The sequence below is a fragment of the Dactylosporangium roseum genome (genome assembly GCF_025264685.1).
Classification (GTDB): Bacteria; Actinomycetota; Actinomycetes; order Mycobacteriales; family Micromonosporaceae; genus Dactylosporangium; species Dactylosporangium roseum.
On sequence record NZ_CP073721.1, the window covers coordinates 2,991,551 to 3,017,463 of the forward strand.

Below are 25,913 nucleotides of genomic sequence, written 5' to 3' on the forward strand. Positions count from 1 at the left end.
CGAACTATGCGCCGAGATGGGGCGCCGAGTGGGAGGAACACAGCGATGAGCGAGCGCCAGGCGTCCCCGGTGGAGGACCGGGTCCGCACGTACTACAACACCCCGGTCCCGTCGTCCCATCCGACCGTACGCACCAGATACATCAACTACGGGTACTGGGCCGACGGATGCGACAACCTCGACGACGCCTGCGACGCGATGGCGGACCAGCTCGCCGGCGCGGTAGAGATGGGTGAAGGCGATCGTGTGGTCGACGCCGGGTTCGGTTATGCCGATCAGGACCTGCACTGGCTCGAGACGAGGCAGCCGGCGCTGATCGCCGGTCTCAACATCACGCCGTCGCAGGTCGAGATCGCCTACGAGCGGGCCCGGGAACGAGGCATGGCAGACCGCCTCGACCTGCGCGTCGCCTCGGCGACCGACATGCCGTTCGAGTCGGGGACCTTCGATCGGGTCGTGTCGCTGGAGGCGGCGTTCCTGTTCGACACCAGGGAGGACTTCTTCCGCGAGGCGTTCCGCGTGCTGCGGCCGGGCGGCATGATCGCCACCGCCGACGTCATCCTGCGTGAAGGCCGCCGCGAGGAGCGGATCCGCGACCTGACCCCTTGGAACATGTACATCCCGGTCGCGAACTGGTACGACCGGGAGGGCTACGCCGAGCGGCTGCGCAAGGCGGGATTCGTCGACGTCGAGATCCGCGACATCACCGACCGCGTGTACGAGCCGCTGCACGAGTTTCACCGGAAACGTCGGCGGGAGTCGGGCGATCCGTCCTCGTCGGAGGCGTCGCTCGCCGAGGGCACCAAATACACCGCGCACCAGGTGTACGTGATCGTCTGCGCCAGGAAACCGGTCGACCCGAAGGCCGAGGAGGTGTTGCGGGACCCGTTCACCGTGTACTCCAGAATCCGCGAGCGGGACCCCGTCATCCGCGCCGCCATGCCGGGCGTGGAACCGTTCTGGATGGTCACTCGCTACGCCGACGTGAAAATGCTGCTGGCCGATTCTCGGTTCGTCCTCCACGGGGCCAACGTGCCGGGGATGGCGGACACCGCGAACCGGATAGACCAGGTGCAGTTGGCCGTCGGGATCTCTCCGGAATACGTGGAGTATTCGCAGGCCAGCATGCTCAGCCTGGACGGCGCGGACCACCGCCGGCTGCGTTCGCTCGTGTCCCAGGCGTTCACCCCGGCCCGCGTCGCCAAACTGCGGCCCCGGGTCGAGGAGATCACCGCGCGGCTGCTGGACCGCCTGCCCGGGTTGGCCAGGGACGGTGTCGTCGATCTGAGCCGCCACCTCGCCACCCCGGTCCCGATCGCGGTGATCGCCGAGCTGGTCGGCGTTCCGGAGCAGGAGCGCGACCGCTTCCGGGTCGCCGCGTGGGAGTGGCTGGCCGGCGCCGCACCGAGTGGCGGGACACGCCAACCGGGACGCCGGGAGACGGCGTTCGACTACATCCGTGACCTGATCGAGCGGCGCCGCGCCCAACCCGAGGACGATCTGGCCTCCGCGCTCATCCGGGTCCACGACGAGGACGGCGACCGGCTCAACGACACCGAGCTGGTCTGGACGATTCTCACGCTGGTCGTCGCGGGCTACGAGACGACCGTGCACCTCATCGCGAACGGGATCGTCGCCCTGCTCACCCACCGCGACCAGCTCGACCTGCTCCGGGCGGACTACGCCTTGATGCCCGGTGCGGTCGAGGAGGTGATGCGCTGGTGCGGCCCCGTGCTGTGCACGCACTTCCGCTACGCGACCGAGGACCTCGAAATCGCCGGCCAGCTCGTCCGCAAGGGTGAGGCGGTGATGCCCGTCGCGGCCGGGGCGAACTTCGACCCGCGTGTGTTCGACGATCCGGAGCGGCTCGACGTCACCCGCGAGGTCCCACACAACAACGGCCAGGTCGGATTCGGCTACGGACTGCACTTCTGCCTGGGGGCGCACCTCGCGCGTCTGGAGGCCGCCGTGGTCTTCGAGGCACTCCTGCGCCGGTACCCCGATCTCGCCCTCGCCGTCGAACCGCGGAAGCTCCAGCACGGGCTCGACCACATGTGGAAGTACCTCGCGGTTCCGGTACGCCTGGGCAGCGCGGCGTCATAGGCCGGCACGGGGCCGGCGCCGCGCGTCGGCCCGTGGGCTAGGTTGCTCTGCGCGCCAGGTCGAGCAGGTCCCGGGCGAGCCGCTCGGGCTGCTCGTGCTGCACGTCGTGGTCCGCGTCCAGGTACCACCTGACGGTCGCGTCGGACAGCGCCGCCGCGGCACCGTCCACCCATCCCCGCCACCGCCGCTCGCCCACGGGGGAGTAGCGGTGGGCGACCGGCAGCAGCATGACCGGGACGGTGACCGCGGGGAACCACCGATGCGGCTGCTCATCCCACATGCTGGTGACGATCGAGGCGAACTGGGGTCCGGTCAGGCGGGGAACCAGCGCGCCGTCCGCGTCGACGCGCAGATTGGCCAGGTGCGCCTCGATGGCGTACCCGGACCACTTCGGATGAGCGCCACGCAGCCGGGCCCGCAGCTCGGCCGGCGCCATGCTCTCGCGCTTGACGAAGCGCAGGGCCAGCGCGTCCAGCCAGCGGCGCAGGCGCTCATCCCGGCCCTCCTCGCCGGTCCAGCCGGCGGCCTGTGTCGCGTCGGCCCAGCCGCCGTCGATCAGCGCGAGAGCGGCGGCCACCGTCGGGTGCTCGGCCGCGATCCGCAGCGAGATGCTCGCACCCCAGGAGTGGCCCGCCACCACGGCATCGGTGAGGCCGAAGGCGGCGGCGACCGCCGCGACGTCGCGGACCGCGGTGGCGGTGTCGTAGGTGTCGAAGCCGTCGGACTCGCCGTGGCCGCGCAGGTCGACGGCGTAGGTGGGATGGTTCTCCGCGTTCAGCCGGCCGGCGATCTCGTCCCACACCCGGGCGTTCGAGGCCACGCCGTGCACGAGCAGGAAAGCCGGACGCCCCGTGGCCGGTCCGTGCCGGACGTGCAGTCGCGCGCCGTCGGCCGTCGACACGCCGAGGGCCCGAAATTCGGGGGCCGCGAATCCGGCTTCATTCATCGGCATCCATCAGAGCCGCTGCGCGGTGATCAGGACGTAGCCGAGCTCCGGCATGCGGGCGATCTTCTCCTGGTTGCCGATGAGCAGCTCGTAGCCCTCGGTGCCGAGGATCTCGATGAACTGCTCGGCGCGGGACCGCAGACCCGCGGCGAAGGCCTCGTTCGTGGGAAACGTCTCCTTGGTGACGTCCCTGATGTTCAGGCAGACCAGGCCGGCCCGCTCGATCACGCCTTCGTACTCCTCCAGCGGGGTCAGCGACGCGTAGATGGTGCTGAACCGGGAGCTCACGTCCACGGTGCGGTCCTCGGGCGTCTTGTACACCATGTCGGCGATAATCATGTGGCCGCCGGGCTTGACCACGCGGGCCACCTCCGACAGCACCTGGACCTTGTCGGGCATGTGGAGCATGGACTCCAACGCCCACGCGCCGTCGAACGATGCCGCCGGGTACGGCAGGTTCATGGCGTCGATCTGCTCGAACGAGAGGCGATCGGCGAGGCCCGCGGCGCGGGCGCGCTCGTTGGCGCGGGCGACCTGACGCTCGCTGACCGAGATGCCCACGACCTCCACCGGGCACGCGCGGGCGAGCTGCTGCGCGGGTGCCCCGTTTCCGCAGCCCACGTCGAGGATGCGGGCGCCGGGCGCCGGGGCCAGCCGCCGGATCATCTCGTTGGTCATCTCTTCGGCGGCCTCGGCGAAACTGCTCGTGTCGTTTTCGTCGCGCCACAGGCCGTAATGGAGGTTTCCGTTCCAGAGTTCCGTCATCACATCGAAGATGCCGTGATCGTAATACTGCCCGATCGCCCGTGTGTCGACCGGTCGCTTATTTTCCGCGATTACGACGGAACGTATTTTTCCATCGGCATCCCTCGTCATGGTTGCACCCTCTCCTGGCCCCTGCCGCGGGCGCCACCGCCAACGACCCCTATCCGACCTCTATCGCACCCCTACCGACATCTTGCCGCTCTTTACGATCAAGAATTAGGCGGACTTTAGTGGTGCTGGTGACATTGTCCGCAAAGGATTCCGGCAATGTGGGAGGACGGGCATGCCGCAGAAAGAACCATGGGCATGAGCCAATTCGCACACGTGGTCGTCATGGGCGGTGGACTGGCGGGAATGCTGGCGGCCGAGGTGCTGTCCCGGCACGTCGGCCGGGTCACCGTGGTCGAGCGCGACGTCCTTCCCGACGGCCCCGGGCACCGCCGGGGCGTCCCGCAGGCGCACCACGCCCACCTGCTGTGGTCGAACGGGGCCGGCCTCATCGACGAGCTGCTGCCCGGCACGACCGGCCGGCTGATCGGCGCGGGCGCCCGCCGGATCGGCTTCCAGGGCGACCAGGTGACGCTGACAGTGCGGGGATGGCAGCACCGGTTCCCGCCGACCCAGTTCGCGATCCTGTGTACCCGCCCGCTGCTCGACTGGATCGTCCGCGACCAGGTCCTGTCGTCCGGCCGCGTCGACGTGCGGCAGGGTGCCGAAGTGGCCGGCCTGTGCGGCGACCGCCGCCGCGTCACCGGCGTATCGGTGCGTGGCACCGACCGGCAGACCACCGCGATCGACGCGGATCTGGTGGTGGACGCCACCGGGCGGGCCTCCGGCCTGCGGCACTGGCTGACCGGGCTGGACGTGGCGCCGCCGGACAAAGACGTCGTCGACGCGGGCATCGGGTATGCCACCAGGCTGTACGCGGCGCCGCCGGGCGCCGCCGCCACGTTCCCCGCCGTCAACGTCTGCACCAAGCACACCGCCAGCGAACCGGCCCAGTTCGGCGTGGTCTATCCGGTCGAGGACGGTCGTTGGATCGTGACGCTGTCGTGCACCAGGGGCGGAGCGCTACCGGACCACGAGGACGACTTCGAGTCGTTCGCCAGGAGCCGGCTGCGCCACCCGCTCGTCGCCGACCTCATCGGCGCGGGGGAGCCGCTGACCCCCATGTTCCAATCCCGCTCCGGGGCCAACCGGCGCCTCTACCCGGAACGCCACGACGGCTGGCCCGAGGGCCTGGTCATCGTCGGCGACTCGCTCACCGCGTTCAACCCGGTCTACGGCCACGGGATGAGTGCGGCGGCCCGGTGCGCGACCGCGCTGGACGGGGCGCTGGCATCCGGCGGCACCACCCGCCAGGTGCAGGCGGCGATCGGTGCGGCGGTGGACGACCCGTGGATCCTCGCCGCCTCGAAGGACGCCGGCTACCCGAACTGCCGTGTCGACGCCACCGATCCGCGCCTGGTGGGCGAGCAGACGGAGCAGCAGATGCGCTTCGCCGACACCATCATCGAGCGGTCGCTCGTCGCCCCGGGCGTCTGCGCGGTGGTCACCGACGTGATCAGCCTGTCGGCCGCCCAGGCCGAGCTGGGTTCCAGCCGCTTCCTCGCCCTGATGAGCAGGGACACACCCCGTCCGCACCTTCCCGGGCCGCCGCTGCGGCCCGAGGAGCTCGAGATAGCGGGACTGCCCCGCTACGAGCGCGTCCCGACCGCCTAGCCGGAGAGAGCCAGCATGGCGACCGACGAACGGCTCATGGAGTACCTGAAGTGGACCACCGCCGAGCTGCAAAAGGCCCGGCGGCGCCTGAGCGAGTACGAGTCGAAGGAGCGCGAGCCCATCGCGATCGTGGCGATGGCCTGCCGGTTCCCGGGGGGCGCACGGTCACCGGAGGATCTGTGGCGGCTCGTCGCCGAGGGCCGGGAAGCGGTCGGCGGCTTTCCCACCGACCGGGGCTGGGACGTCGACGCGCTCCGTCCGCCGGGGTCCGCCGGCCACGACCGGTCCGGCGCGTTCCTGCACGACGCGCTCGACTTCGACGCGTCGTTCTTCGATGTGGGCCGCGACGAGGCGCTGGCGACCGAGCCGCAGCAGCGGATCCTCCTCGAGCTCGCCTGGGAGACGGTCGAGAGCGCCGGCATCGACCCGTACGCGCTGCGCGGCAGCCGCACCGGCGTCTACGTCGGGATCACCAGCCACGACTACCTCACGTGGCTGCCGGATCCGGACCGGATGCCCGCCGGCGTCCTCGGGCATCTGGCCGCCGGCATCTCCGGCAGCCAAGCCTCCGGCCGCGTGTCGCGCCTGCTCGGGCTCGAGGGCCCGGCCGTGACCGTGGACACCGCCTGCTCGTCGTCGCTACTGGCCCTGCACCTGGCCGCCCAGGCGCTGCGCCGCAACGAGTGCACCCTGGCGCTGGCCGGCGGCGCCACCGTGCTGGCCACCCCCGGCCTGTTCCTGGAGTATGCGGCGCAGCCCGGCATGCTCGACGCCGACGGCCGATGCGCACCCTTCGCGGCCGCGGCCGGCGGCATGGTCTACGGCGAGGGCGGCGGGCTGATCCTGCTCGAGCGGTTGTCGGACGCGCGCGCGAACGGCCACCCAGTGCTGGCGGTGATCCGTGGCTCGGCGGTCAACCAGGACGGCGGCAGCGGCGGTTTCACCGCACCACACGGCCCGACACAGCAGCGGCTGATCCGCGACGCCCTGGACGACGCCCGGCTGTCACCGGCCGACGTGGACGTGGTCGAGGGGCACGGCACCGGGACCACCGTGGGGGACCTGATCGAGACGCAGGCGCTGCTCGCCACGTACGGGCGGGACCGGGAACCGGACCGGCCGCTGCTGCTCGGCTCGATCAAGTCCAACATCGGGCACACGCAGGCCGCGGCCGGGATCGCCGCCGTGCTCAAAATGGTGCTCGCGATGCGGCACGGGACGCTGCCGGCCACGCTGAACGTCGACCGGCCCAACCCGTATGTGGACTGGTCGGCGGGTGCGGTCAGGCTGCTCACCGAGCCGGTGGAGTGGCCGGAGGGCGAGCGCCCGCGCCGGGCCGGGGTGTCGTCGTTCGGCGTCTCCGGCACCAACGCCCACCTGATCCTCGAAGCCGTTCCCGCGTCCCCGCCGCCCGAACGGGGCGGCGGGGCCGCCCGCGTCGTGCCGTGGCCGATCTCGGCCAGGAGCGAGCAGGGGCTGCGGGCGCAGGCGGCGGCGCTGGCGGCGCACGTGGAGGAGCGTCCGGGGCTGCCTCCGGCCGATGTGGCCTGGTCGTTGGCGACCACGCGGCCCGTGTTCGAGCACCGGGCGGTCGTCGTCGGTGCGGACCGCGAGGAGCTGGCGGCGGGGCTGCGCGCGGTCGCCGCCGGTGGGGCCGCCCCGGCCGGACGCGGCAAGACGGCCTGGGCGTTCGGCGGTGAGAGCCCCGGACCGGGTGCCGGCATCGAGCTCTACGAGCGGTTCCCGGCGTTCGCCGGCGCGGTGGACGAGGTGGGCAAGCTGGTGGAGCGCCCGCCGCGGGAGATACTCGGCGACGGCCCGGTGGGGCTGTTCGCGGCGCAGGTCGGGCTCGTGCGGTTGTTGGAGCTGGCCGGGCTGCGCCCCGGCACGGTGATCGGGCACGCGGCCGGCGGGATCGCCGCCGCCTACGCGGCCGGCGTGTTCGACCTGGCCGACGCCTGCCGGCTGATCTCCGGACCGGCCGAGGGTGAACCGAGCCGCGCGGACCCCCGCGTTCCGCTGATCGACGATGGCCAGCCCGTTTCCGGCGGTGCGGACATCCTGCTGGAGCTCGGTGCCTGCCCGGTGCTCCCGGCGGACGAACGCCCCGCAGTGGTGCTGTCCGTGCTCGGCGGCGAAGGGTCCGAGAGCCGGGCACTGTTCACGGCCTTGGCCCGACTGCATGGCGCGGGCGAGAACGTCCGCTGGGCCGGGCTCCTCGATGACGAGCCGCCCCCTCACACGGTTGCGCTGCCGACGTACGCGTTCCAACGCGAACGGTACTGGCCGTACGACGCCGTGCCGGCGGCCGCGGACGGGAAGGAGGGAGGAGGGCGGGAAGGACAGGCGGCACCTCAGTAATGGCCCAGAAGACGGTTGTCGAAACAGGGAAGCAGCGGTGATGTTGACGTGAACGATGGAGAACTCCGGAGCGCGCTCGCGGCCGGCGACCTGGCGGAGCGCAAGCGGCTGCTCCGGGAAGCGACGCAGACCTACGCGGCGACGCTGCTGTCGCTGGACTCGATCGATGGCGACACCAACATGCTCGAGCGCGGGCTGAACTCGCTGTCCGCGATCGAACTGACCAAGTACCTGATGCTCATCACCGACATGGAGATCCCGCTGGTGACCATCGTCGATCAGCCGACGCCGGTCCTGCTCGGGGATCACCTCGCCGAGGAGTACACCCGCGTGCGAGAGCGCGTCCCGCAGTAGTCCTCGGACAGGGGCTGGCGCCATCGGCGCCGGCCCCTTCGTGAGGTCGGTGTCCCGCTCAGCCGCCGGCGGCCGCGAGGACCGCCCGCCGATCGGTCTTTCCGTTGGGTGTGCGCGGAAGCTCGTCCACCAGCGTCAGCCGGTCGATGCTCATGTAGGTGGGGAGGTGCTCGGCGCAATGCCGCTTCATCGCCAGGAAGGTCGGCGGCTCACCGGGGCCCGGCACCACGAACGCGTGCAGCCGGGCGGTGAGCCCGGAGCCCGCCACGACCACCACCGCGTCAGCGACCCCGGGATGGGTCAGCAGCACCGCCTCGACCTCACCCGGCTCGATGCGGTGCCCGCGTAGCTTGACCATGGTGTCGCAGCGGCCGTGGTACTCGAGGTGGCCGAGGTCGTCGTAACGCCCCAGGTCTCCCGTGCGGTAGGGACCGCGGTGCCGCGGTCGCCCCCAGTAGCCGAGCATCACGGTGGGCCCGTCGACGAGGATCTCACCCGTCTCGTCGAGCAGGATCGTGTCACCGGAGCACGCGGTGCCGATCGGCAACGGTCGGGTCCGGTCCAGGTCGGCCTCGGTCACCTCGTAGGAGGTGCAGACGTTGGTCTCCGTCGGGCCGTACCAGTTGAACATGCGCACCAGGGGCCACGAGCGACGAAGCCGGAGGACCTCCCCGAGCGGGAACGACTCCCCGGCGAAGACACAGAGCCGCAGCCGGGGCGGGGGCGGACCGTCGAGCAGGCCGCCCTGACGCGTCATAAGCTGCAGCGCCGAGGGCACGGAGTACCAGCAGGTGATGCCCCGGTCGCGCAGGAACTCGACCAGGCCCTCCGGCGAGTAGGACAGGTCCGAGGGCACAAGGTCGACCGACGCCCCCACCGCGAAGGCGCCGTAGAGGTCGAACACCGAAAGGTCGAAGTTCAAGGGCGCGTGGTTGGACAGGCGGTCGTCCGATCGGAGTCCGGTCGCGGCCACGGCCCACGCCACGAAGGCGAGCGCGTTGCGATGGCTGACGCACACTCCCTTCGGTTCGCCGGACGTGCCCGAGGTGTACAGGACGTAGGCGGGGTCGTCCGGGTCGCTCTCCCACGCCGGTGCCTCCCGTGGGGCAAGCGCCAGCAGTTCGTCCAGCGTGACTCCCGGCGCCCGGCCGGAGCTGCCGCGGACGATCAGCCGTGGGCGGCAGCTATCCGCGATCCGGGCGACGCGTTGCGCCGGGTTCGCCGGCGAAACGGGCACATAGATCGCGCCTATGCGCAGCGCCGCCTGCATCAGCCCGATCAGGTGGGCGCTTTTCTCGTCCCAGAGCAGCACCCGGTCGCCGGGGCCGACACCGGCCGCGGCGAGCGCGGCCGCGTAGCGGCGAGCCAGCTCGTCGAGCGTGCCGTAGTCCATGGCGCTTTCGCCGTGATGCACGGCGATCGCGTGCGGAGCCCGGGCCGCCTGCGCTCGTACCAGGTCATGCAGGAGGGGCATGGTCACCGGGCATCACACGCGGTCTCGGAGAGCTGCTTGATCATTTCGTCCGGCACCGTGACGTCGTCGAACCACCGGCCGCCGAAGGGCCGTTCGACCGGCATGATCTGGTCGCTGGAGTACGCGAGGATCCGGCGGTTGTAGGCGCGGATCTCGTCGCGCAGGTCGGCCGGGAACCGGCCATCGAGGGTCATGGCGTGTTCCATCTCGGCGAGCAGCCGGCGCGTTTCGGCGATGGTGGTGAGGACGGCTTCGCAGAACTGCGGCGGCAGCACCCCGTACTCGCCCTTGATGGTCACCAGCCTGGCGATGGCATCGTATGAGACGTCCTGGAGCTGTCTCCTGCTCAGCCAGCGCGTCTCATAGTTGAGCCGGCGGTACCACAACGGCTCCACCATCGCCTGCCGGTGTTCCTCAAGGGTCCTGTGGAAGATGCGGTAGCCGTGCTCCTGAGGGTGCTCGAAGAATCGCGATCCCGGATCGAGGAAGGGAACCATGGGGCAGATCAGGGGCAGCGCCGCCCAGCCCTTGAACTTGCGGATCAGGTGTTCGCAGTAGTCGATGGTGTCCCGCACGGACCGCTGGTCCTGGTACGGCATTCCGATGAAGAACCAGACCATGATCCCCGAGATGCCGGCATCGAGCGCGCGGGCGATCCACTCCTCCATCTCGGCCATGGTGTAGGTGCCCCGGCCGGCGGCCTTGCTGATCCGCATGTCGTGGGACTCCGGGGACAGCATGATGTACGAACGGGTGGACCTACCCATCTTCTCCAGCGTGTCCGCGGGTGTGAGGTTGAACTGCTCGAAGAACACGCTGTTGTAGCCGAGATCCTTCACGGCGTCGAGGTACTCGTGCATGCGCTTCTTGCCCTCGGAGTAGCACTGGAGGGCATAGATCGAGGTGTGCCTGGCCGCCTCGCCCATGCTGCGCAGCTCGTCGATGATGCGGCCGTGGCTCTTCTGCACGAGAGTCTTCTTGACGCCCATCGTGGTCTGGTAGGCATATCGCGAGCCGCCGCACCAGCCGCAGTCGTGCGCGCAGCCCGTGTTCGGCAGCGTCATGATGAGCTTGGAGACCGATGGGTCGGACGGCCGCGTCTGCCGGTAGTAGGACCAGTCGTTGGTGGCGTCGTTGTAGTCCTGTGACGGCTTGTGGCTGAACCCGGTCCGGAGGACCTCGCCGGCGTGCTTGTAGAGGAGGTTCGGAATGGCCCCGAAATCCCGTGAGCCGCCCTTGGCCTGCCGGACGAGCTCCGTGATCGGCTCCAGGGTGTCGTATCCCTGCACGACGACGTCCACGGAGGCGTACCGGATCAGTTCCTCGGCGAAGTAGGTGGCCGAGATTCCCCCGAAGACGGTGATGACCTCGGGGTTGAGGCGCTTCATCGCCGCCGCGAGCTCGACCGCGCCGTGGCACTGCGTCATCCAGTGCAGGTCGAACCCGACGACGGGCGCGTCCAGGCGCGCGAGCAGGCCTTCCACGTCCAGCCGCGGGTGCATCAGCATCAGCGACGCGACATTGACGATCTTCACTTCCATGCCGTGCTCGGCCAGCCGCTGTTTGATGGAGAACCAGCCGATGGGGTACATCTCGTAGATCGACGTGACGTTCACGCTGTCGCTGTCGCTCAAGTAGGCGAACAGCATGTCGTCGCGTTCGCGGAAGTCATAGACGCTCGGCGAGTGGACGAGGAAGAGATCAGCTTCGAGGGTCGCCGGATTCGGGGCACCCACCATGCTCACCGTCCTCAGAACAGGGCCGCGGCGGACCGGGCCTTGAGGTTTCCGAGGTGGCCGTGCCACAGGTGGGTGGGGTCCGCCTCGACCGCGGCGACGTACTCCTTCATCGCCTTGAGCGCGCCCGGCTCCTCGGCGTCATAGACGTCTCCCTGGAGCATGCGAATGACGTCGATACGGTAGGCGGGGTCGTGGATGAACGCGGTGAAGAGCACGTTCAGCCGGTAGTACATGGAGATGAAGTCGTACCAGATCCGGGTGCCCCGGCGAAGGGTGTTGGCATAGTTCTCGAAACGCTCCTTCCGGAAGTCGCCGTCCGCATGCGCGGCGATGATGTCCTGAGCCGCCAGCCGCGCACTGTTCATGGCGACGCTGACACCGCTGGAGAAGATGGGATCGACGAACCGCGCCGCGTCGCCGATCAGCACCGTGCCGTCCCCGGTGATCTGGCGCATGGCATAGCTGTAGTCGCCTTCGGCCTTGAGCGGCCGTAGCTGCTCCGCGTCCCGCAGCGCCTTCGCGAGCTCCGGCCGGCTCGCCACGGAGTCCCAGAAGAACCTGCCCAGGTCGTCCTTCGCGGCCCTGATGCGCTGCTTCTGCGACACCACGCCGATCGAGGTGATGGTTTCGGTGATGGGAATCTGCCACACCCAGGTGTCATCGAGCGGGAGATAGTGCACGAAGATGAAGTCGGCGTCGTGCGGATTGGTCGCGAGCGCCTTGCGGTCCAGCCCGTCGAACCACGTGTGCACGGCGTACTGGTTGAACACGGGGTCGGGGACCTTGACCTTGAGCTGGTTGCCCAGCATGGTCTGCCGGCCGCTGGCGTCGGCGACCATGCGGACCCGGACCGTGTCGCGCCGGTCGCCCGCCTTCGTCCGCAGCACGGGGCGCGCCGGGTCAGTGAAGTCGACCCTGTTCACCCGGGTCGCCGTGAAGACCTCGGCACCGAGCTCACGGGCGTGATCCAGCAGGATCTGGTCGAAGCGACCGCGGTCGACGTGCCACGCATAGACCCTGTCGACCCCCGGCTGCGCACGCTCCTCGTACGTGATCTCCGCGTGCCCGAGCGTATGGGAGTCGGCATTGAAGTCGATGTTGGCCATCGGTCGCTTGTCGGCGGACGTCCACCCCGCCCCGTACTTGCGCGGGAAGCCCGCGTGCTCGATCTTGTCGATGACCCCGATGTCGCGCATGACGGGAATGACCGCGGGCACCAATGACTCGCCCACGTGCTCGCGCGGGAAGTTCTCGCTCTCGAAAAGTGCCGTCGAGACTCCGGCCTTGGCGAGGTAGGCCGCCAGTGTGGAGCCCGCGGGGCCGCCGCCGATGATGCCGACGTCGTAGTCGAAGTCGGCGCTCATGTCTCGCCCCGGGCCGGCTCGGTCCGCGCCCCGGCCTCGCTCAGCGCAACCACCAGGTCGGCGATGCACTCGATGTTCTTGAAGTGCTTCTCCACGATGTGTCCGGGCGGTACGCGCACGCCGAACCGCTCGCGGATGAAACCGACCAGCCGCGCCGTATCGATGGAGTTGAGGATGCCCCACCCCAGCAGCGGTGTCCCGGTGGTCAGCCCGGCCGATCGGTCGCCATTGAGCAACTCGTCCTGGATGTACCGCGTGACTTCCTTCACCACGGTGTCACGGCTCTCAACAGGCATTACTCTCCCTTCTTGACGAGTCAAAGCCCCGCCTCTCTCGCGAGGATCTCTAGCTGGATCTCGGTGGTACCGGAGAAGATGGTGGCCGGAACGCAGTCGCGTAGCTGCTGTTCGATTCCCGGACCGACCAGGTATCCCGACGCGCCGAAGAGCTGCACGGCGTCGAGGCTGTTGGCCAGCGCAGCCTCGGACACGGCGGTCTTCGCCATGGCGATCGCGCCGGCGTCGTCGCGGTCGGCATCCAGCAGCCAGCAGGCGCGGTACAGCAACAGGCGCGCGCTCTCCAGCCGCTGGCGCATGCGGGCGATGCGATGCGACACCGCCTGGAACCCGGCGAGCTTGCGGCCGAACTGTCGCCTGGCGGTCGCGTGCTCGACGCACGCCTGCAACTGCCGCTCCGCCAGGCCGAGGTAGATGGCGAACAGGCAACTGCGCTCCCAGGCCATCGAGCGCTGGAAGACCATCCCGCCACTGCCCTCGGCGCCGAGCCGGAAGCGTTCGGGCACCACACAGTCGTCGAACCGCACCCGGGCCGCGAGGCAGCCGTGCAGCCCCATCTTGGAAAGCGGCGGACCGACGACGATGCCGCCGGTGTCGCGGGGCACGGCGAAGGCCGAAACGCCGAGGAACCCGGCGTCCGGGTCGGTGATCGCATAGGTCACGTACACGTCCGCGATGGGAGCGTTGCTGACGAAGGACTTCTCTCCCCGCAGGACGTAGTCCCCGCCCGATCGCACGGCGGTGGTCCGGATCTGGCCGATGTCGGAGCCCGCCTCGTCCTCGGTCATGGCGTTGCCGGCGATCAGGCCGCCTTTCGCCATGCCGGCGAGCAACTCGCCCGCGGTCCCGCTCGCGCCGAACTCCGCGACGGGTACGCCGCACGAGAGCAGGTGCGCCGCGATCCCGAAGGCGAGCCCGGTATCGGGGCAGGCCCGGCCGAACGCCTCGAGGCTCAGCGCCGTATCCAGCGCCCCGAGTCCCGCGCCGCCGTGCTCGACGGGCAGGCACAGGCCGGTCAGGCCGATGCTCGCGGCCGCCTGCCAGGCCAGGCGCACCAGGTCGGGGTCGGTGGTCACCGCGCGCGTGGCGAGGTGCTCGGCCACGGCCGTCCGCACCCGGTCACAGCGGTCGCGTTGAGCTGACGACAGGTCAAAGTCCATAAGTCAATGTCCCAACCCGGGTTCCGGCGCTCCTGGCCATCATCGGAAGGGCGGCTAAAGCGACGCTCTACCCGTGGGTGGCCGCCGGCCAGTCGGGGATGTCCACGATCTCGACCACGGCACAGGAGACGATGACGCCCGGCCCGACGCCGAGCATCAGCACATGGTCACCGGGGCGGAGCCGCCCGGTGGCGACCAGGTGGTCCAGGGCGGCGATCTGGTCGCTGGCGCCCAGGTGCCCGACGGTGCGTCCCCAGTCGAAGGTGGAGTCGGCCAGGGTCCGCCCGAGCGACGCCATCAGGTGATCGGTCACCGGCCGGGCACAGTTCATCGAGGCGATCCTGCTGATGTCGCCGATGGTCAGGCCGCACTCGGCCAGCGTCCGGTGGCTCAGATCGAGCAGCTCGCCGCCGATTCTGGCCAGCGTCGCGAGATCACCGCTCTCGGTTAGCTGCTTTTGGAAGACCTCACCGCGGGCGACGAAGTCGACGGTACGGCCCACGGTCGCACCGGGCGGGAAGAGCGCCTCTCCGGCTCGCTGCAGCTCCTCCGCGTCGGAGATGGTGACCGTGTTGACCGCGTGCAGCCGGGCGAAACCGGGCGTGGTGGTGAGCACCACCGCGCTCCCAGCGTCGCCCACGACATAGCTGGCCCCGCCGCCCTGCCACCGGTTGAACAGGGGCGTGCCGAAGTTGTCGGCGGCGACGAGCAGGGCCGCGTGGCGGTCGGGCTGGGCCGCGAGGTAGCTGGCGGCGAGCTCGAACCCGATGAAGATGCCGTTGCAGCCGTGCAGGTCAAGGGAGAGGGGGCCGTCGCCGGTGAGGTGGTGCTGCAGGTAGTACTGCGGGAGCCAGCCGTCCGGGCCCTGATGCCAGGAGCTGGCATAGATGAGCAGGTCGAGTTCGGTGGGGGGATGCGCGGCGCGGGCCAGCGCCAGGGTGGCGGCCCGCAGGGCCATCTCGGGCGCGGGCGTGTCGCCGGCCACGGCCGCGCCGGCCAGGCCGTGCAGTTGGACCAGCCCGGCCGGGTAGCGGCCCTCGGCAACGGCTTGTTCGATGCTGACGGTGTCGGGCAGATAGACACCGACTCCGCTGAGGAACGTCTCCGGCGTGCGCACCACCACTCCTTCCGCTCATCCGCTCCACGGTCTTCCGCGGGGCTTAAGCGGGGTTAAGGCCGGGTGGCGCGACGTCAGCTCACGTGCGACCGGATCCAGGCGAGCATGACGGCGTCGGCCACCGATGCCGTGGTGGACAGGGCGACGTTGTGGCCGGTGTGCGGGATCATGTGCACCTCGAGGTGGGCCTGGGGCAGGTAGAACTGGGACTCATATGCCAGGACACTGGCCTGGTCGGTGCAGTCGTACTCCGTGGCCGCCGGGCACTGGGCGCGATCCGTCGCCCCGTCGACCAGCAGGACCGGCACCGTGATGTCGTATGGTGTCGCCGGGGCGGCACTGGGCGCGACCGCGACTACGTCCTTGTTGGCCTCGTCGACGGTGAGCACGGCCGGAGCCGTCGTGGCCGGGTCGTAGAAGTAGCCGCGTTGGCCCGGCTGCGTCGTGATGTAGCCGGCGTCGAGTCCCGAGCCGGCGAACTTCGGGTCCGACGTGGCCGGATAGAAGATGGCGATGCCCTCGGGGTTGGGCGTCCCGTGCAGGGCGCTGGTCAGGATCGCGGCGTCCACGTCGTGGTAGCGCGGGATCTCGTACCAGGCGAGGGCCGCCCCCATGGAGTGCCCGACCCAGACGACGCCGGAGAAGGCGTGGCCGTCCAGGCTGCCCGAGCGCAGCGCGGTGACGGCGTCGTGCATCGCGACGGCGTACGCCTGCATGGTGAGGCGGTCGCTCGACGGATGGGAGCTGTTGCCGGCGCCGATGCGGTCGACGTTGAAGGTGGCGTACCCCGCGGCGGTCGCGGCGTTCACGTAGGAGTAGTAGCCGTTCCCGGCCGGGAAGTCCCAGTAGAGATGGTTGTACGTGGCCCCGTGCACCAGTAGCTGCACGATCCGGGGCCGGACGGTGCCCGGGTAGCACAACTGCCCCCACAGGGTCTGGTCGGCCGGCCCCGGATCGGCGATGCGAACGGGGAGCGAATAGCTCGAGCAGGTCCGTGTGGCTCTGGCGTTCGCCGGCTGCGCCATGCCGAACAGCAGCGTTACGCAGGTGAGCGCGATCGTGAGAGCGGCACGACCGGTACGGAGTATGGCTGTCATGAGGCATTGTGAATGGTGGCCGCCCGCCGGCGATACCCCTATCCGCAATCCGCCACCCCGGCCGCGGTGACCGGGGTGGCGATGACGAGCGGCTTGTCGAGGGTCAGTGCGCCGTCGCCTTCTGGTAGAGGGCGAGGGAGATCGCGAAGAAGACCGCCGTGATCCCGACGGACCAGCCCAGCGACGGCCAGACGTAGTTGGCCGCGTCGTGGCCCTCGAAGAGCGCCCGGACGGCCGAGGTGGTCACGCCCAGCGGCTGGTTCCTGGCGAACCCCTGGAGCCAGCCGGGCAACGTCTCGGCGGGCACGATGGCGTTGCTCGCGAACAGCAGGAGGAAGACCGGACCGGTGGCCGCGTTCTGCGCGCTCTCCGGGTCTTTGGACGAGAGCCCGATCGCCGCCATCACCCAACTGAAGGCATACCCGAACGCGAGGACCAGCAGCAAGCCGAGCAGCACCGGACCGACGCCGGCGTGGAAGCGGAACCCGACGGCGACGCCGAGACCCACCAGGACCGCCAGGGTGATGATGCTCTTGATGAGGTCGGTGAGCGACCGGCCCGCGAGGAAGGCCGAGCGGGACATGGGCATGCTGCGGAAACGGTCGATCATTCCGCTCTTGAGGTCGTCGGCGATCCCGATGGCCGAGGTCATGGCGCCGATGAGGCCGGCGAGCAGGAAGATCGCGGGCACTACGAAGTTGACGTAGGTGGTGCCCGAGACCTTGATCGCACCGCCGAACATGTATCGGAACAGGATGAGCATCATGACCGGCTGTACCAGATAGAGGATCATCTGTGGCGTGCGCACGGACCGCAACAGGTTGCGCTTGGCGACGCCGTTGAAGTCCCGCAGAGCGAGCAGGGGCGTCACTCTTGGCGCCACCATTCGCGGCTGGGGGATGCGGAGATCGGTCATCGAGTGCCCTCCGGCTCCGATGCGGCGTGGCTCAGTGGTCCCGGGTCGCCCGGGGAGCCTGGGTCGTCTGGTGAGTCAGGGTGGTTCGGTGTCTCGCCGCCGGTGAGGGCGAGGAAGACCTCGTCGAGCGTCGGCCGGCGGGTGCCGAGGTCGTCGACGGCGATCCTGGCCTCCTTCAGGCGGCGCCCGGTTTCGAGCAGCAGGTCGACACCCCTCGCGGCGGGGATGCTGACCAGCCCCTGCTCCGGGTCGGTGCGCGGTGCTGCCACGCCGGCCTCGGCGAGCAGGGCCGCGGCGCGTCCGACGTCGCGCCGGTCGGCCACGCGGATCTCGAGCGTGGAGCCGCCCGTCTGCCTCTTCAACTGGTCGGCTGTTCCGTCGGCGATCAGCTTTCCCTTGTTGATGACGACGATCCGGTTGGCGAGGTGCTCCGCCTCCTCCATGTACTGCGTGGTGAGCAGGACCGTCGTGCCGGCCTCCACCCGCTCCCGGATGAACTGCCAGAGCTCGTTGCGGCTGCGCGGGTCGAGACCGGTGGTCGGCTCGTCGAGGAACATGATGGGCGGGTCCGCGATCAGGCTGGCTCCGACGTCGAGACGCCGGCGCATGCCGCCCGAGTAGGTCTTGACCTGGCGGTCGGCCGCGTCGGTGAGCGAGAGCCGCTCCAGCATCTCCTGTGCGCGAAGCCGGTACTCCTTCTTCGGCAGGTGGTACCAGAGCCCGAACAGCTCCAGGTTCTCCCGGCCGGTGAGGACCTCGTCCACCGCCGCATACTGACCCGCCAGGCCGATGAGCGAACGGACCCGCTGACTTTCGGTGGCCACGTCGAACCCTCCGACGCTTGCGTGGCCGCTGTCGGGCTTGATCAGTGTGGTGAGTACCCGGATCGCCGTGGTCTTGCCGGCGCCGTTGGGTCCGAGCAGGCCGAGGACCGTTCCCTTCTCGACGTTGAGCGAGACGCCGTCGAGTGCCGTGTTCTTGCCGAATCGTTTGACGAGATCACGCGCCGTGATGATGGGATCCGTCATTCCGCCGTGCTCCCTTCGGTCGGAGGAGTGGCTATCCACGCGGATAGTATCCTAGTACTTAGCGACAGCTTCTTGCGGCACGATAGCAGTATAACGAAAGTGGTAAATGCGATGAGGATCACCAACTCCCGTGGCGTGGCCAACGAGGATCTGACCGCTCGGGCTCGGATCAGGGACGCGGCGCTGCGGTACTTCACGGAGTACGGGTTCGCCCGAGCCACGATCCGGGAGATCGCCCTCGCCGCCGGCGTGTCGCAGGGGCTGGTGCGCCACCACTTCGGTTCCAAGGAGGAGTTGGGCCGGGCGTGTGACGCCTACGTGCTGCAGGCGATGCGCGAATACCTAGAGCTGGCGATGACCGAGGAGGGGCTGAGCGACCCCCGGACCCTCAAGGAGGCCCGGACCCCACTGCTTCCCTTCGGGCGCTACCTCGCCCGCGCGTTGATCGACGACTTCGACGGCGCCGGGGAGATCTTCGACCAGATGGTGGCGATGACCGAGCAGGTGCTGGGCGAGGCCGACAAGCGGCGCCCCAGCCCGCCGACCGCCGACCTGAGGACCCGCGCGGCGCTCATGGTCGCGATGGAGTTGGGCATCCCCGCGTTCCAGGCCCACATCTCGCGGAGCATCGGCGCCGACATCTTCTCGCCCGAGGGTGACCGGCGCGTCGTGCTGGCCATGCTCGACATCACGACGCATCCGGTCATCAGCGCGGATGGAGCCGGCGCGCTGCGACGCGGAATGGAGGAGCCGGACGCCTGACCAAGGGGCCATCCGGGGGTTGGCGCGCCTTTAGCGCGGGAATCGACGCTTGCGGCTACCGAAGCGAAGGCGAATTCCACGCAGGAGTGCCGGATGGCTACCCAGGATCATCCGCTGCTCAGCCGTCGACGTCGTGCGGCGGCTGGGGCGGCAACGCGGGACGCGTCGGTGGCCGCCACACCGGTCGCGGTCATCGGCCTTGCCTGCCGGCTGCCGCAGGCCCCTGACCCGGCCGCCTTCTGGCGGTTGCTGCGTGGCGGTGCGAGCGCGATCGCGACGATACCCGCCGACCGGCAGGCGTCGCGGCCCTGGCCCGGCGGGTTCCTCGACGACGTGGCGTCGTTCGACGCGGAGTTTTTCGGTATCTCACCGCGCGAGGCGGTGGCCATGGATCCGCAGCAGCGGCTGATGCTGGAGCTGACCTGGGAGGCACTCGAGGACGCGGGAATCCGGCCGCCGTCGGTCGCGGGCAGCCCCACCGGGGTCTTCGTGGGTGCCATTTGGGACGACTACGCCGCCGTGCTGCGCCGGTCCGGTGTGACCGCGAGCAACCGCCACGTCATGACCGGTGTGCATCGCGGCATCATCGCCAACCGTGTGTCTTACAGCTACGACCTGAACGGGCCGAGCCTGAGCATCGACACCGGCCAGTCATCCTCGCTGGTCGCGGTGCACGCCGCCTGCGAAAGCCTGCGCCGCGGCGAATGCTCGCTCGCGCTGGCCGCGGGAGTCAACCTCATCCTCGCCGAGGACAGCATGGAGCTGACCGCCCAGCTCGGCGCACTGTCGCCCGACGGCCGGTGCTACACCTTCGACGCCCGGGCCAACGGCTTCGTGCGTGGCGAGGGCGGGGGAGCGGTCCTGCTCAAGCCGCTGACCGCGGCGCTGCGCGACGGCGACCCCGTCCATTGCGTGATCCTCGGCAGCGCCGTGAACAACGACGGAAGCACGGACGGGCTCACCGCGCCCAGCGCCGCGGGGCAGGAGAACGTGCTGCGCCAGGCGTATCGGGCCGCCGGTGTGGCGCCGGCGGACGTCCAGTACGTGGAGCTGCACGGCACCGGCACGCCGGTGGGCGATCCGGTGGAAGCGGCCGCGCTCGGCGCGGTCACCGGGACGGGCCGCGCCGGTGGCCGGCCGCTCCCGGTGGGCTCGGTCAAGACGAACATCGGGCACCTCGAAGCGGCCGGCGGCATCGCCGGGCTGATCAAGACCGTGCTGAGCATGAGGCACGGCGAACTGCCGCCGAGCCTGAACTTCAGCGAACCGAATCCGCGCATCCCGCTGCAAAGCCTCGGGCTCAGGGTCCACGACCGGCTAGCCCCGTGGCCCCGGCCGGACCGGCCGCTGCTCGCGGGCGTCAGCTCGTTCGGCATGGGCGGAACCAACTGCCACGTCGTGCTCGGTCAGGCGCCCGCGCCGCCGCCCGGCGACCGACCGGACGGCGTCGGTACCGCGCGACAGTCCACCGCCGACATCCCCTGGCCCCTCTCCGGGCCGAGCCCCGAGGCGCTGGCCGCGCAGGCCGGACGGCTGCGCCGCCACCTCGGGGCACATCCGGACGCCGACCACGCCGACATCGGGTACTCGCTCGGCGTCACGCGCTGCGCGTTCGCCCACCGGGCCGTGGTCTTCGGCCGGAACACCGAGGAGCGCCTCGCCCGGCTGGCAGCCCTGGAGCGCGGCGCCGACGTGGCCGGGTCGGTCGGTGGCCGGGTGGCTGAAGGCGGCCTGGCCTTGCTGTTCGGCGGCCACGCAGCGCAGCGCGAGACCACTGGCCGCGGCCTGTACGCGGCCCACCCGCGGTTCGCCGGAGCGTTCGACGAGGTCTGGTCGCTGCTCGGCCCGGCGCCGTTTGCCCAGGCAGCGGCCTTCGCCATCGACGTGGCGCTGTACCGGCTCGCCGAGTCCTGGGGAGTCGCCGCGGACTTCGTGCTCGGCCACGCGACCGGCGAGGTGGCTGCCCTCCATGCCGCCCGGGTCCTGTCGCTTCCGGACGCGTGCGCGCTCGTCCTGGCGCGGAGCCGCCTGATCGCGGCGCCGCGGGCCGATGCGGCGATCGAGGAGCTTCGCGCCGTCGTGTCCCGGCTGTCGTTCGCGGAGCCGGCCATCCCGGTGGTCTCCGGCCTGACCGGCCGGCTTGCCGCCGCCGAGCAGTTCGTCGACCCGGCTTACTGGATCGAGCAGGGCCGCCGGCCCGGGCGGCTCCAGTCCGGACTGCGCCTGCTGTGCGACTGCGACGTCGCCACGTTTCTGGAGCTCGGTCCGGACGCGCGGCTCACCACCCTGGCGAACGAGTGGCTGGCCGGGCGTGAGGCGCCCGGTCGTCCCGACCCGGTCGCACTGGCGGCGTTGCCCGACGGCCGGTCCGAGACGGCCGCGTTCGCCGAGGCCATGGCCCGGGTCTACGCGCACGGTACCGAGCTGGACTGGGAACAGGTGTTCGCGGGACGCGGTGCTCGGCGGGTCGGCCTGCCGACCTACGCCTTCCAGCGCCGCCGGCATTGGCCCGATACCGCGCCCAGCCCGGCGCCGGCGCTCGTGGAGTCGTCGTTCGTGGAGTCGTCGTTCGTGGAGTCGTCGTTCGTCCAGCGCCTGGCCGGACTGGGCGCGGCCGACCGGGACCAGGCGTTGACGGAGACGGTGCGCGCGCAGGCCGCCCTGGTCCTCGGGCACGCCGACCCCGCCGCCATCGACCCCGGCCTGACCTTCAAGCAGCTCGGCTTCGACTCCGTCGGCGGCACCGAGCTGTCGCAGCGGCTCGGCCGGGCGACCGGGCTGCCGCTGCGTAGCTCGCTCGTCTTCGACTACCCCACGCCGAACGACGTCGTCGCGCATCTGCGCGAGCTGATGCTCGGTCGGCGAACGGCCGCGCCTGACCGGCGGATCGCCGGTGGCGACGAGCCGGTGGCGATCGTGGGGATGGCGTGCCGGTACCCGGGCGGGGTTGACTCGCCGGAGGGCCTGTGGGACCTGGTGGCCGGTGGCGTCGACGCGGTGGGGGAGTTCCCGAGCAACCGCGGCCGGGAATGGGATGAGTGCGGTCATGTGCGTGCGGGCGGGTTTCTGCACGACGCGGATCAGTTCGACGCCGGGTTCTTCGGTGTCAGCCCGCGTGAGGCGTTGGCGATGGACCCGCAGCAGCGGTTGCTGTTGGAGACGGCGTGGCAGGCGTTGGAGCGGTCGGGTATCGCCCCGGCGACGCTGCGCGGCACCCCGACCGCTGTCTACGTCGGAGCGACCGCGCAGGACTACGGCCCGCGCATGCACGAGGCAGCGGATGATCTCGACGGCCACCGGCTGACCGGCACGACTCCCAGCGTGATGGCGGGCCGGCTGGCATACACGTTCGGCTTCGAGGGTCCGGCGTTGACGGTGGACACGGCGTGCTCGTCGTCGCTGGTGGCGATGCATCTGGCGGGTCAGGCGCTGCGGCAGGGGGAGTGCACGCTCGCGCTGGCCGGCGGGGTGACCGTGATGGCCACACCGGGGATGTTCGTGGAGTTCTCGCGGCAGCGGGGGTTGGCCGGTGACGGGCGGTGCAAGGCGTTCGCGGCGTCGGCCGATGGTACGGGCTGGGCCGAGGGGGTCGGTGTGGTGGTGTTGGAGCGGTTGTCCGATGCGCGGCGTCTTGGTCATCGGGTTCTGGCGGTGGTGCGTGGGTCGGCGGTCAACCAGGACGGGGCCAGCAATGGCTTGACCGCTCCGAACGGTCCTGCCCAGGAACGTGTCATCCGTCAGGCGTTGGCGAATGCGCGGTTGTCGCCGGCGGAGGTTGATGTGGTCGAGGCGCATGGGACCGGTACGACGTTGGGTGATCCGATCGAGGCGAACGCTCTGCTGAGTACGTATGGGCAGGACCGGTCGGGTGGCGCGCCGTTGTGGCTTGGTTCGATCAAGTCGAATATCGGGCATACGCAGGCTGCGGCCGGTGTCGCTGGGGTGATCAAGATGGTGATGGCGATGCGGTGGGGGAGGTTGCCGGCCACGCTGCATGTGGATGCGCCGAGTCCGCATGTGGACTGGTCCGCGGGTGCGGTGCGGTTGCTGACCGAGGCGCGGCGGTGGCCGCGGGTGGATCGCCCGCGGCGGGCCGGGATCTCCTCGTTCGGCATCTCCGGCACCAACGCCCACCTCATCCTCGAACAGGCACCGGAGCACAGCGGCGTGGCGTCGTCGGCCGGCGTGTGGGTACTGTCGGCGAAGTCACCGGAGGCGCTGCGCGCGCAGGCTCGCGTGCTCGCCGAGCACCTGGCGGCCAACCCGGAGCTGACGCCGGCGGCGGTCGAGTCGTCGCTGATCAGGACCCGATCGGTGCTCGAGCACCGCGCCGCCGTGGTCGGGCGTGACCGGGACCGCCTGCTCGACGGCGTGACGGCGCTGGCGGACGGCGTGCCCGACCCCGACGTGCTGATCGGCGCGGCGGCCAACCCCACGGCACCGGTGCTGGTGTTTCCCGGCCAGGGGTCGCAGTGGGCCGGGATGGGGGCGCGGCTGCTGCGGTCCTCATCCCCGTTCGCGGCCCGGATCGCCGAGTGCGAGCAGGCCCTGACCCCATACGTGGACTGGTCGTTGACCGAGGTGCTGCGCGGGGACGGGGCCCGGTTGTCCCGGGTCGACGTGGTGCAACCGGCCCTATGGGCGGTGATGGTCGCGCTGGCCGCCGAGTGGATCGGTCACGGCGTGGTGCCCGCGGCGGTGGTCGGGCACTCCCAGGGCGAGATCGCCGCCGCCTGCGTCGCCGGCGCCCTCACCCTCGACGACGCGGCCAAGGTGGTGGCGTTGCGCAGCAAGGCATTGCGCCGGCTGTCGGGGCACGGTGCCATGGCATCGCTGCTGGTCGGCGAGGCGGCGGCGGTGCGGCTCACCGGGCAGGCCCCCGACGTGGCGATCGCGGCGGTCAACAGCCCCGCCGCAACCGTCATCTCCGGACCGCCCGAGCAGGTCGCCGCCGTCGTGAACGCCGCCCAGGACAACGGCATCCGAGCCCGGCTCATCGACGTCGACTACGCCTCCCACGGCCCCCAGGTCGACCAGGTCACCGCGGAGCTGACCGCGGCGCTGGCGGGCATCGCGCCCACGGCCGCGACGGTGCCGTTCTACTCCAGCGTGACCGGACGGAGGATCGACACCACCGGGCTCGACACCGGCTACTGGGTGACCAACCTGCGCCGGCCCGTGCGCTTCGCGGGCGCCGTCACCGCCCTGCTGTCCGACGGACACCGGGCGTTCGTCGAGTCCAGCCCCAACCCCGTGCTGCTCGCCGCGATCGAAGAGTGTGCCGAAGAGGCCGGTGTTCCGGCCGCCGCCCTGCCGACCCTCCGCCGCGACGAAGGCGGCCCGGAAGAGCTGACCAGGGCGCTGGCCCGGGCGTTCACCGCCGGCATCGACGTCGACTGGACCGGCCTTCCGCCGGCCGGGCCGCCACCGCAGGTCATCGGCCTTCCCGCCGCGACATTCCAGCGCCGGCGCTACTGGCTGACCGGCCGGCCCGAGGCCGCCGACCCGGCCGCCCTGGGCCTGCGCTCGACCGGACACCCCGTGCTGGGGGCCGGCATCGAGCCGGCCGAGGGCGACGGCATCACGCTCACCGGCCGGGTGACGCCGCGGCGGCCGCCGTGGCTCACCGATCACCTGATCGCGGGGACCCTGCTGGTCCCGGGCGCGGCGCAGCTCGAGTGGGCCCTCCGGGCCGCCGACGAGGTCGGCTGCGGCGCCGTCGAGGAGCTGATCCTGCACACGCCCTTGGTGGTGCCCGAGCCGGGCGGCGTGCGGATTCAGGTCGTGGTGGGCGCGGCCGCGGACGACGACCGGCGCCCGGTCGGCGTGTACTCCCGAGCCGGGGCCGGGTGGTCTCGCCACGCCACCGGGATGCTCGGACCGTCCTCGGAGCCGGACCGGCCGCCGCCGGATACCTGGCCGCCCACCGGTGCGGAGCCGGTCGACCTGTCCGGCTTCTATGCCGACGCGGTGGCCGCGGGGTATGGCTACGGACCCGCCTTCCAGGGCCTACGGACGATGTGGCGGATGGGCTCGGACATCTTCGCCGAGATCGAGCTGCCCGAGAGCGCCGGCGACCACGACCGGTACGGGGTACACCCCGCGCTGCTCGACGCCGCGCTCCACCCCCTGCTGGCCGGCCGGTTCACCGACGCGGCGGTCTGGCTACCATTCGCCTGGAACAACGTGGCGCTGCGGGCCACGGGCGCGACCTCGGTCCGGGTCCGCCTGTTGGCGACCGGCCCCGAAATCGACCGGCCGGTGCGGCTGACCGTCACCGACCCGGCCGGCGGTCCGGTCGTGGACGCGGAGGTCACCCTGCGCCGGGCGGACAAGCAGCGACTGCGGTCCGCGACCGGTCAGGCCGGTGACACGACTGCCGTCGCCCTCCCGCGTCGGCCCGCCGCGTCGGCCGGCCGGGAACAGCACGAGGACTGGGCCCACCGGCTCGCGGGTGAGACCGCCGGCGAACGGCAGCGCATCGTGCTCGACCTGGTGCGGGGCCACTCCGCCGCCGTGCTCGGCCACGTCGGTGCCGCGCAGGTGCCACCCGACTCCACGTACACCGACCTTGGCCTCGGCTCGGTCATGGCCGTCGACCTGCGCGACCGGCTCGTCTCGGCCACCGGACTGCCCCTTCCCGTCGCGCTGATCTTCGGGCACCCCACCCCGCGGGGTGTGGCGGACGAACTGCTGAGGCGCCTCGGTG

The 25,913-nt window shown here is 70.8% G+C and carries 16 protein-coding genes and 1 pseudogene; 6 read left to right on the plus strand and 11 right to left on the minus strand.

The genetic code is table 11. The features are described 5' to 3' along the window. The first annotated feature begins 45 nt into the window (after positions 1-45). A complete protein-coding gene (locus tag Drose_RS14320; RefSeq protein ID WP_260728681.1) occupies positions 46-2,103 on the plus strand; it encodes a cytochrome P450 in 2,058 nt (685 codons plus the stop codon). 37 nt (positions 2,104-2,140) lie between these two features. On the opposite strand, the gene Drose_RS14325 is transcribed toward Drose_RS14320, so the two are convergent. After that, positions 2,141-3,049: an alpha/beta fold hydrolase gene (locus Drose_RS14325; RefSeq protein ID WP_260728682.1), complete on the minus strand. Its 909-nt coding sequence runs from the start codon at positions 3,047-3,049 to the stop codon at positions 2,141-2,143. Between the two features lie 9 nt (positions 3,050-3,058). After that, positions 3,059-3,814, minus strand: a complete 756-nt coding sequence (locus Drose_RS14330) for a class I SAM-dependent methyltransferase (RefSeq protein WP_260728683.1) — start codon at positions 3,812-3,814, stop codon at positions 3,059-3,061. Between the two features lie 306 nt (positions 3,815-4,120). Here Drose_RS14330 and Drose_RS14335 point away from each other — a divergent pair, with 306 nt between their 5' ends. From Drose_RS14335 to Drose_RS14345, 3 genes are read left to right on the plus strand one after another with little or no spacing between them, the layout of a single operon-like run. Beyond that, on the plus strand, positions 4,121-5,536 hold the full coding sequence (locus Drose_RS14335; RefSeq protein WP_260728684.1) for an NAD(P)/FAD-dependent oxidoreductase: 1,416 nt from the start codon (positions 4,121-4,123) through the stop codon (positions 5,534-5,536). Between the two features lie 15 nt (positions 5,537-5,551). Next, positions 5,552-7,897 (plus strand): type I polyketide synthase, encoded by a 2,346-nt coding sequence (locus tag Drose_RS14340; RefSeq protein WP_260728685.1) that lies wholly within the window; start codon positions 5,552-5,554, stop codon positions 7,895-7,897. A gap of 48 nt (positions 7,898-7,945) precedes the next feature. Further along, the gene (locus Drose_RS14345) at positions 7,946-8,251 is read left to right on the plus strand and encodes an acyl carrier protein (protein ID WP_260728686.1); all 306 of its coding nucleotides are present in this window, start codon (positions 7,946-7,948) and stop codon (positions 8,249-8,251) included. A 58-nt stretch (positions 8,252-8,309) separates the two neighbouring features. Here the strand turns inward: Drose_RS14345 and Drose_RS14350 are convergent, their stop codons facing one another. From Drose_RS14350 to Drose_RS14390, 9 genes are all read right to left on the minus strand, one after another. Beyond that, on the minus strand, positions 8,310-9,725 hold the full coding sequence (locus Drose_RS14350; protein ID WP_260729719.1) for an AMP-binding protein: 1,416 nt from the start codon (positions 9,723-9,725) through the stop codon (positions 8,310-8,312). A 2-nt stretch (positions 9,726-9,727) separates the two neighbouring features. Next, on the minus strand, positions 9,728-11,464 hold the full coding sequence (locus Drose_RS14355) for a B12-binding domain-containing radical SAM protein (RefSeq protein ID WP_260728687.1): 1,737 nt from the start codon (positions 11,462-11,464) through the stop codon (positions 9,728-9,730). 11 nt (positions 11,465-11,475) lie between these two features. Next, positions 11,476-12,828, minus strand: a complete 1,353-nt coding sequence (locus Drose_RS14360) for an NAD(P)/FAD-dependent oxidoreductase (protein ID WP_260728688.1) — start codon at positions 12,826-12,828, stop codon at positions 11,476-11,478. Further along, complete coding sequence (locus Drose_RS14365; protein ID WP_260728689.1) at positions 12,825-13,124, minus strand: acyl carrier protein; 300 nt, start codon at positions 13,122-13,124, stop codon at positions 12,825-12,827. The genes Drose_RS14360 and Drose_RS14365 overlap by 4 nt, the downstream gene beginning before the upstream one ends. A gap of 20 nt (positions 13,125-13,144) precedes the next feature. Continuing rightward, a complete protein-coding gene (locus Drose_RS14370) occupies positions 13,145-14,284 on the minus strand; it encodes an acyl-CoA dehydrogenase family protein (protein WP_260728690.1) in 1,140 nt (379 codons plus the stop codon). Positions 14,285-14,351: 67 nt separating this feature from the next. Then, positions 14,352-15,401 (minus strand): ketoacyl-ACP synthase III family protein, encoded by a 1,050-nt coding sequence (locus tag Drose_RS14375; RefSeq protein ID WP_260728691.1) that lies wholly within the window; start codon positions 15,399-15,401, stop codon positions 14,352-14,354. A gap of 74 nt (positions 15,402-15,475) precedes the next feature. Beyond that, complete coding sequence (locus tag Drose_RS14380; RefSeq protein ID WP_260728692.1) at positions 15,476-16,498, minus strand: alpha/beta hydrolase; 1,023 nt, start codon at positions 16,496-16,498, stop codon at positions 15,476-15,478. 103 nt (positions 16,499-16,601) lie between these two features. Beyond that, a complete protein-coding gene (locus tag Drose_RS14385) occupies positions 16,602-17,369 on the minus strand; it encodes an ABC transporter permease (RefSeq protein ID WP_260728693.1) in 768 nt (255 codons plus the stop codon). A 41-nt stretch (positions 17,370-17,410) separates the two neighbouring features. After that, positions 17,411-18,442, minus strand: a complete 1,032-nt coding sequence (locus Drose_RS14390; RefSeq protein ID WP_260728694.1) for an ATP-binding cassette domain-containing protein — start codon at positions 18,440-18,442, stop codon at positions 17,411-17,413. 111 nt (positions 18,443-18,553) lie between these two features. On the opposite strand from Drose_RS14390, the gene Drose_RS14395 reads away from it, so the two are divergent. Both Drose_RS14395 and Drose_RS14400 read left to right on the plus strand, forming a co-directional pair. Beyond that, on the plus strand, positions 18,554-19,204 hold the full coding sequence (locus Drose_RS14395) for a TetR/AcrR family transcriptional regulator (RefSeq protein ID WP_260728695.1): 651 nt from the start codon (positions 18,554-18,556) through the stop codon (positions 19,202-19,204). Positions 19,205-19,297: 93 nt separating this feature from the next. Then, positions 19,298-25,834 (plus strand): annotated as a pseudogene (locus Drose_RS14400) (type I polyketide synthase); the annotation flags it as partial. Positions 25,835-25,913 lie beyond the last annotated feature (79 nt).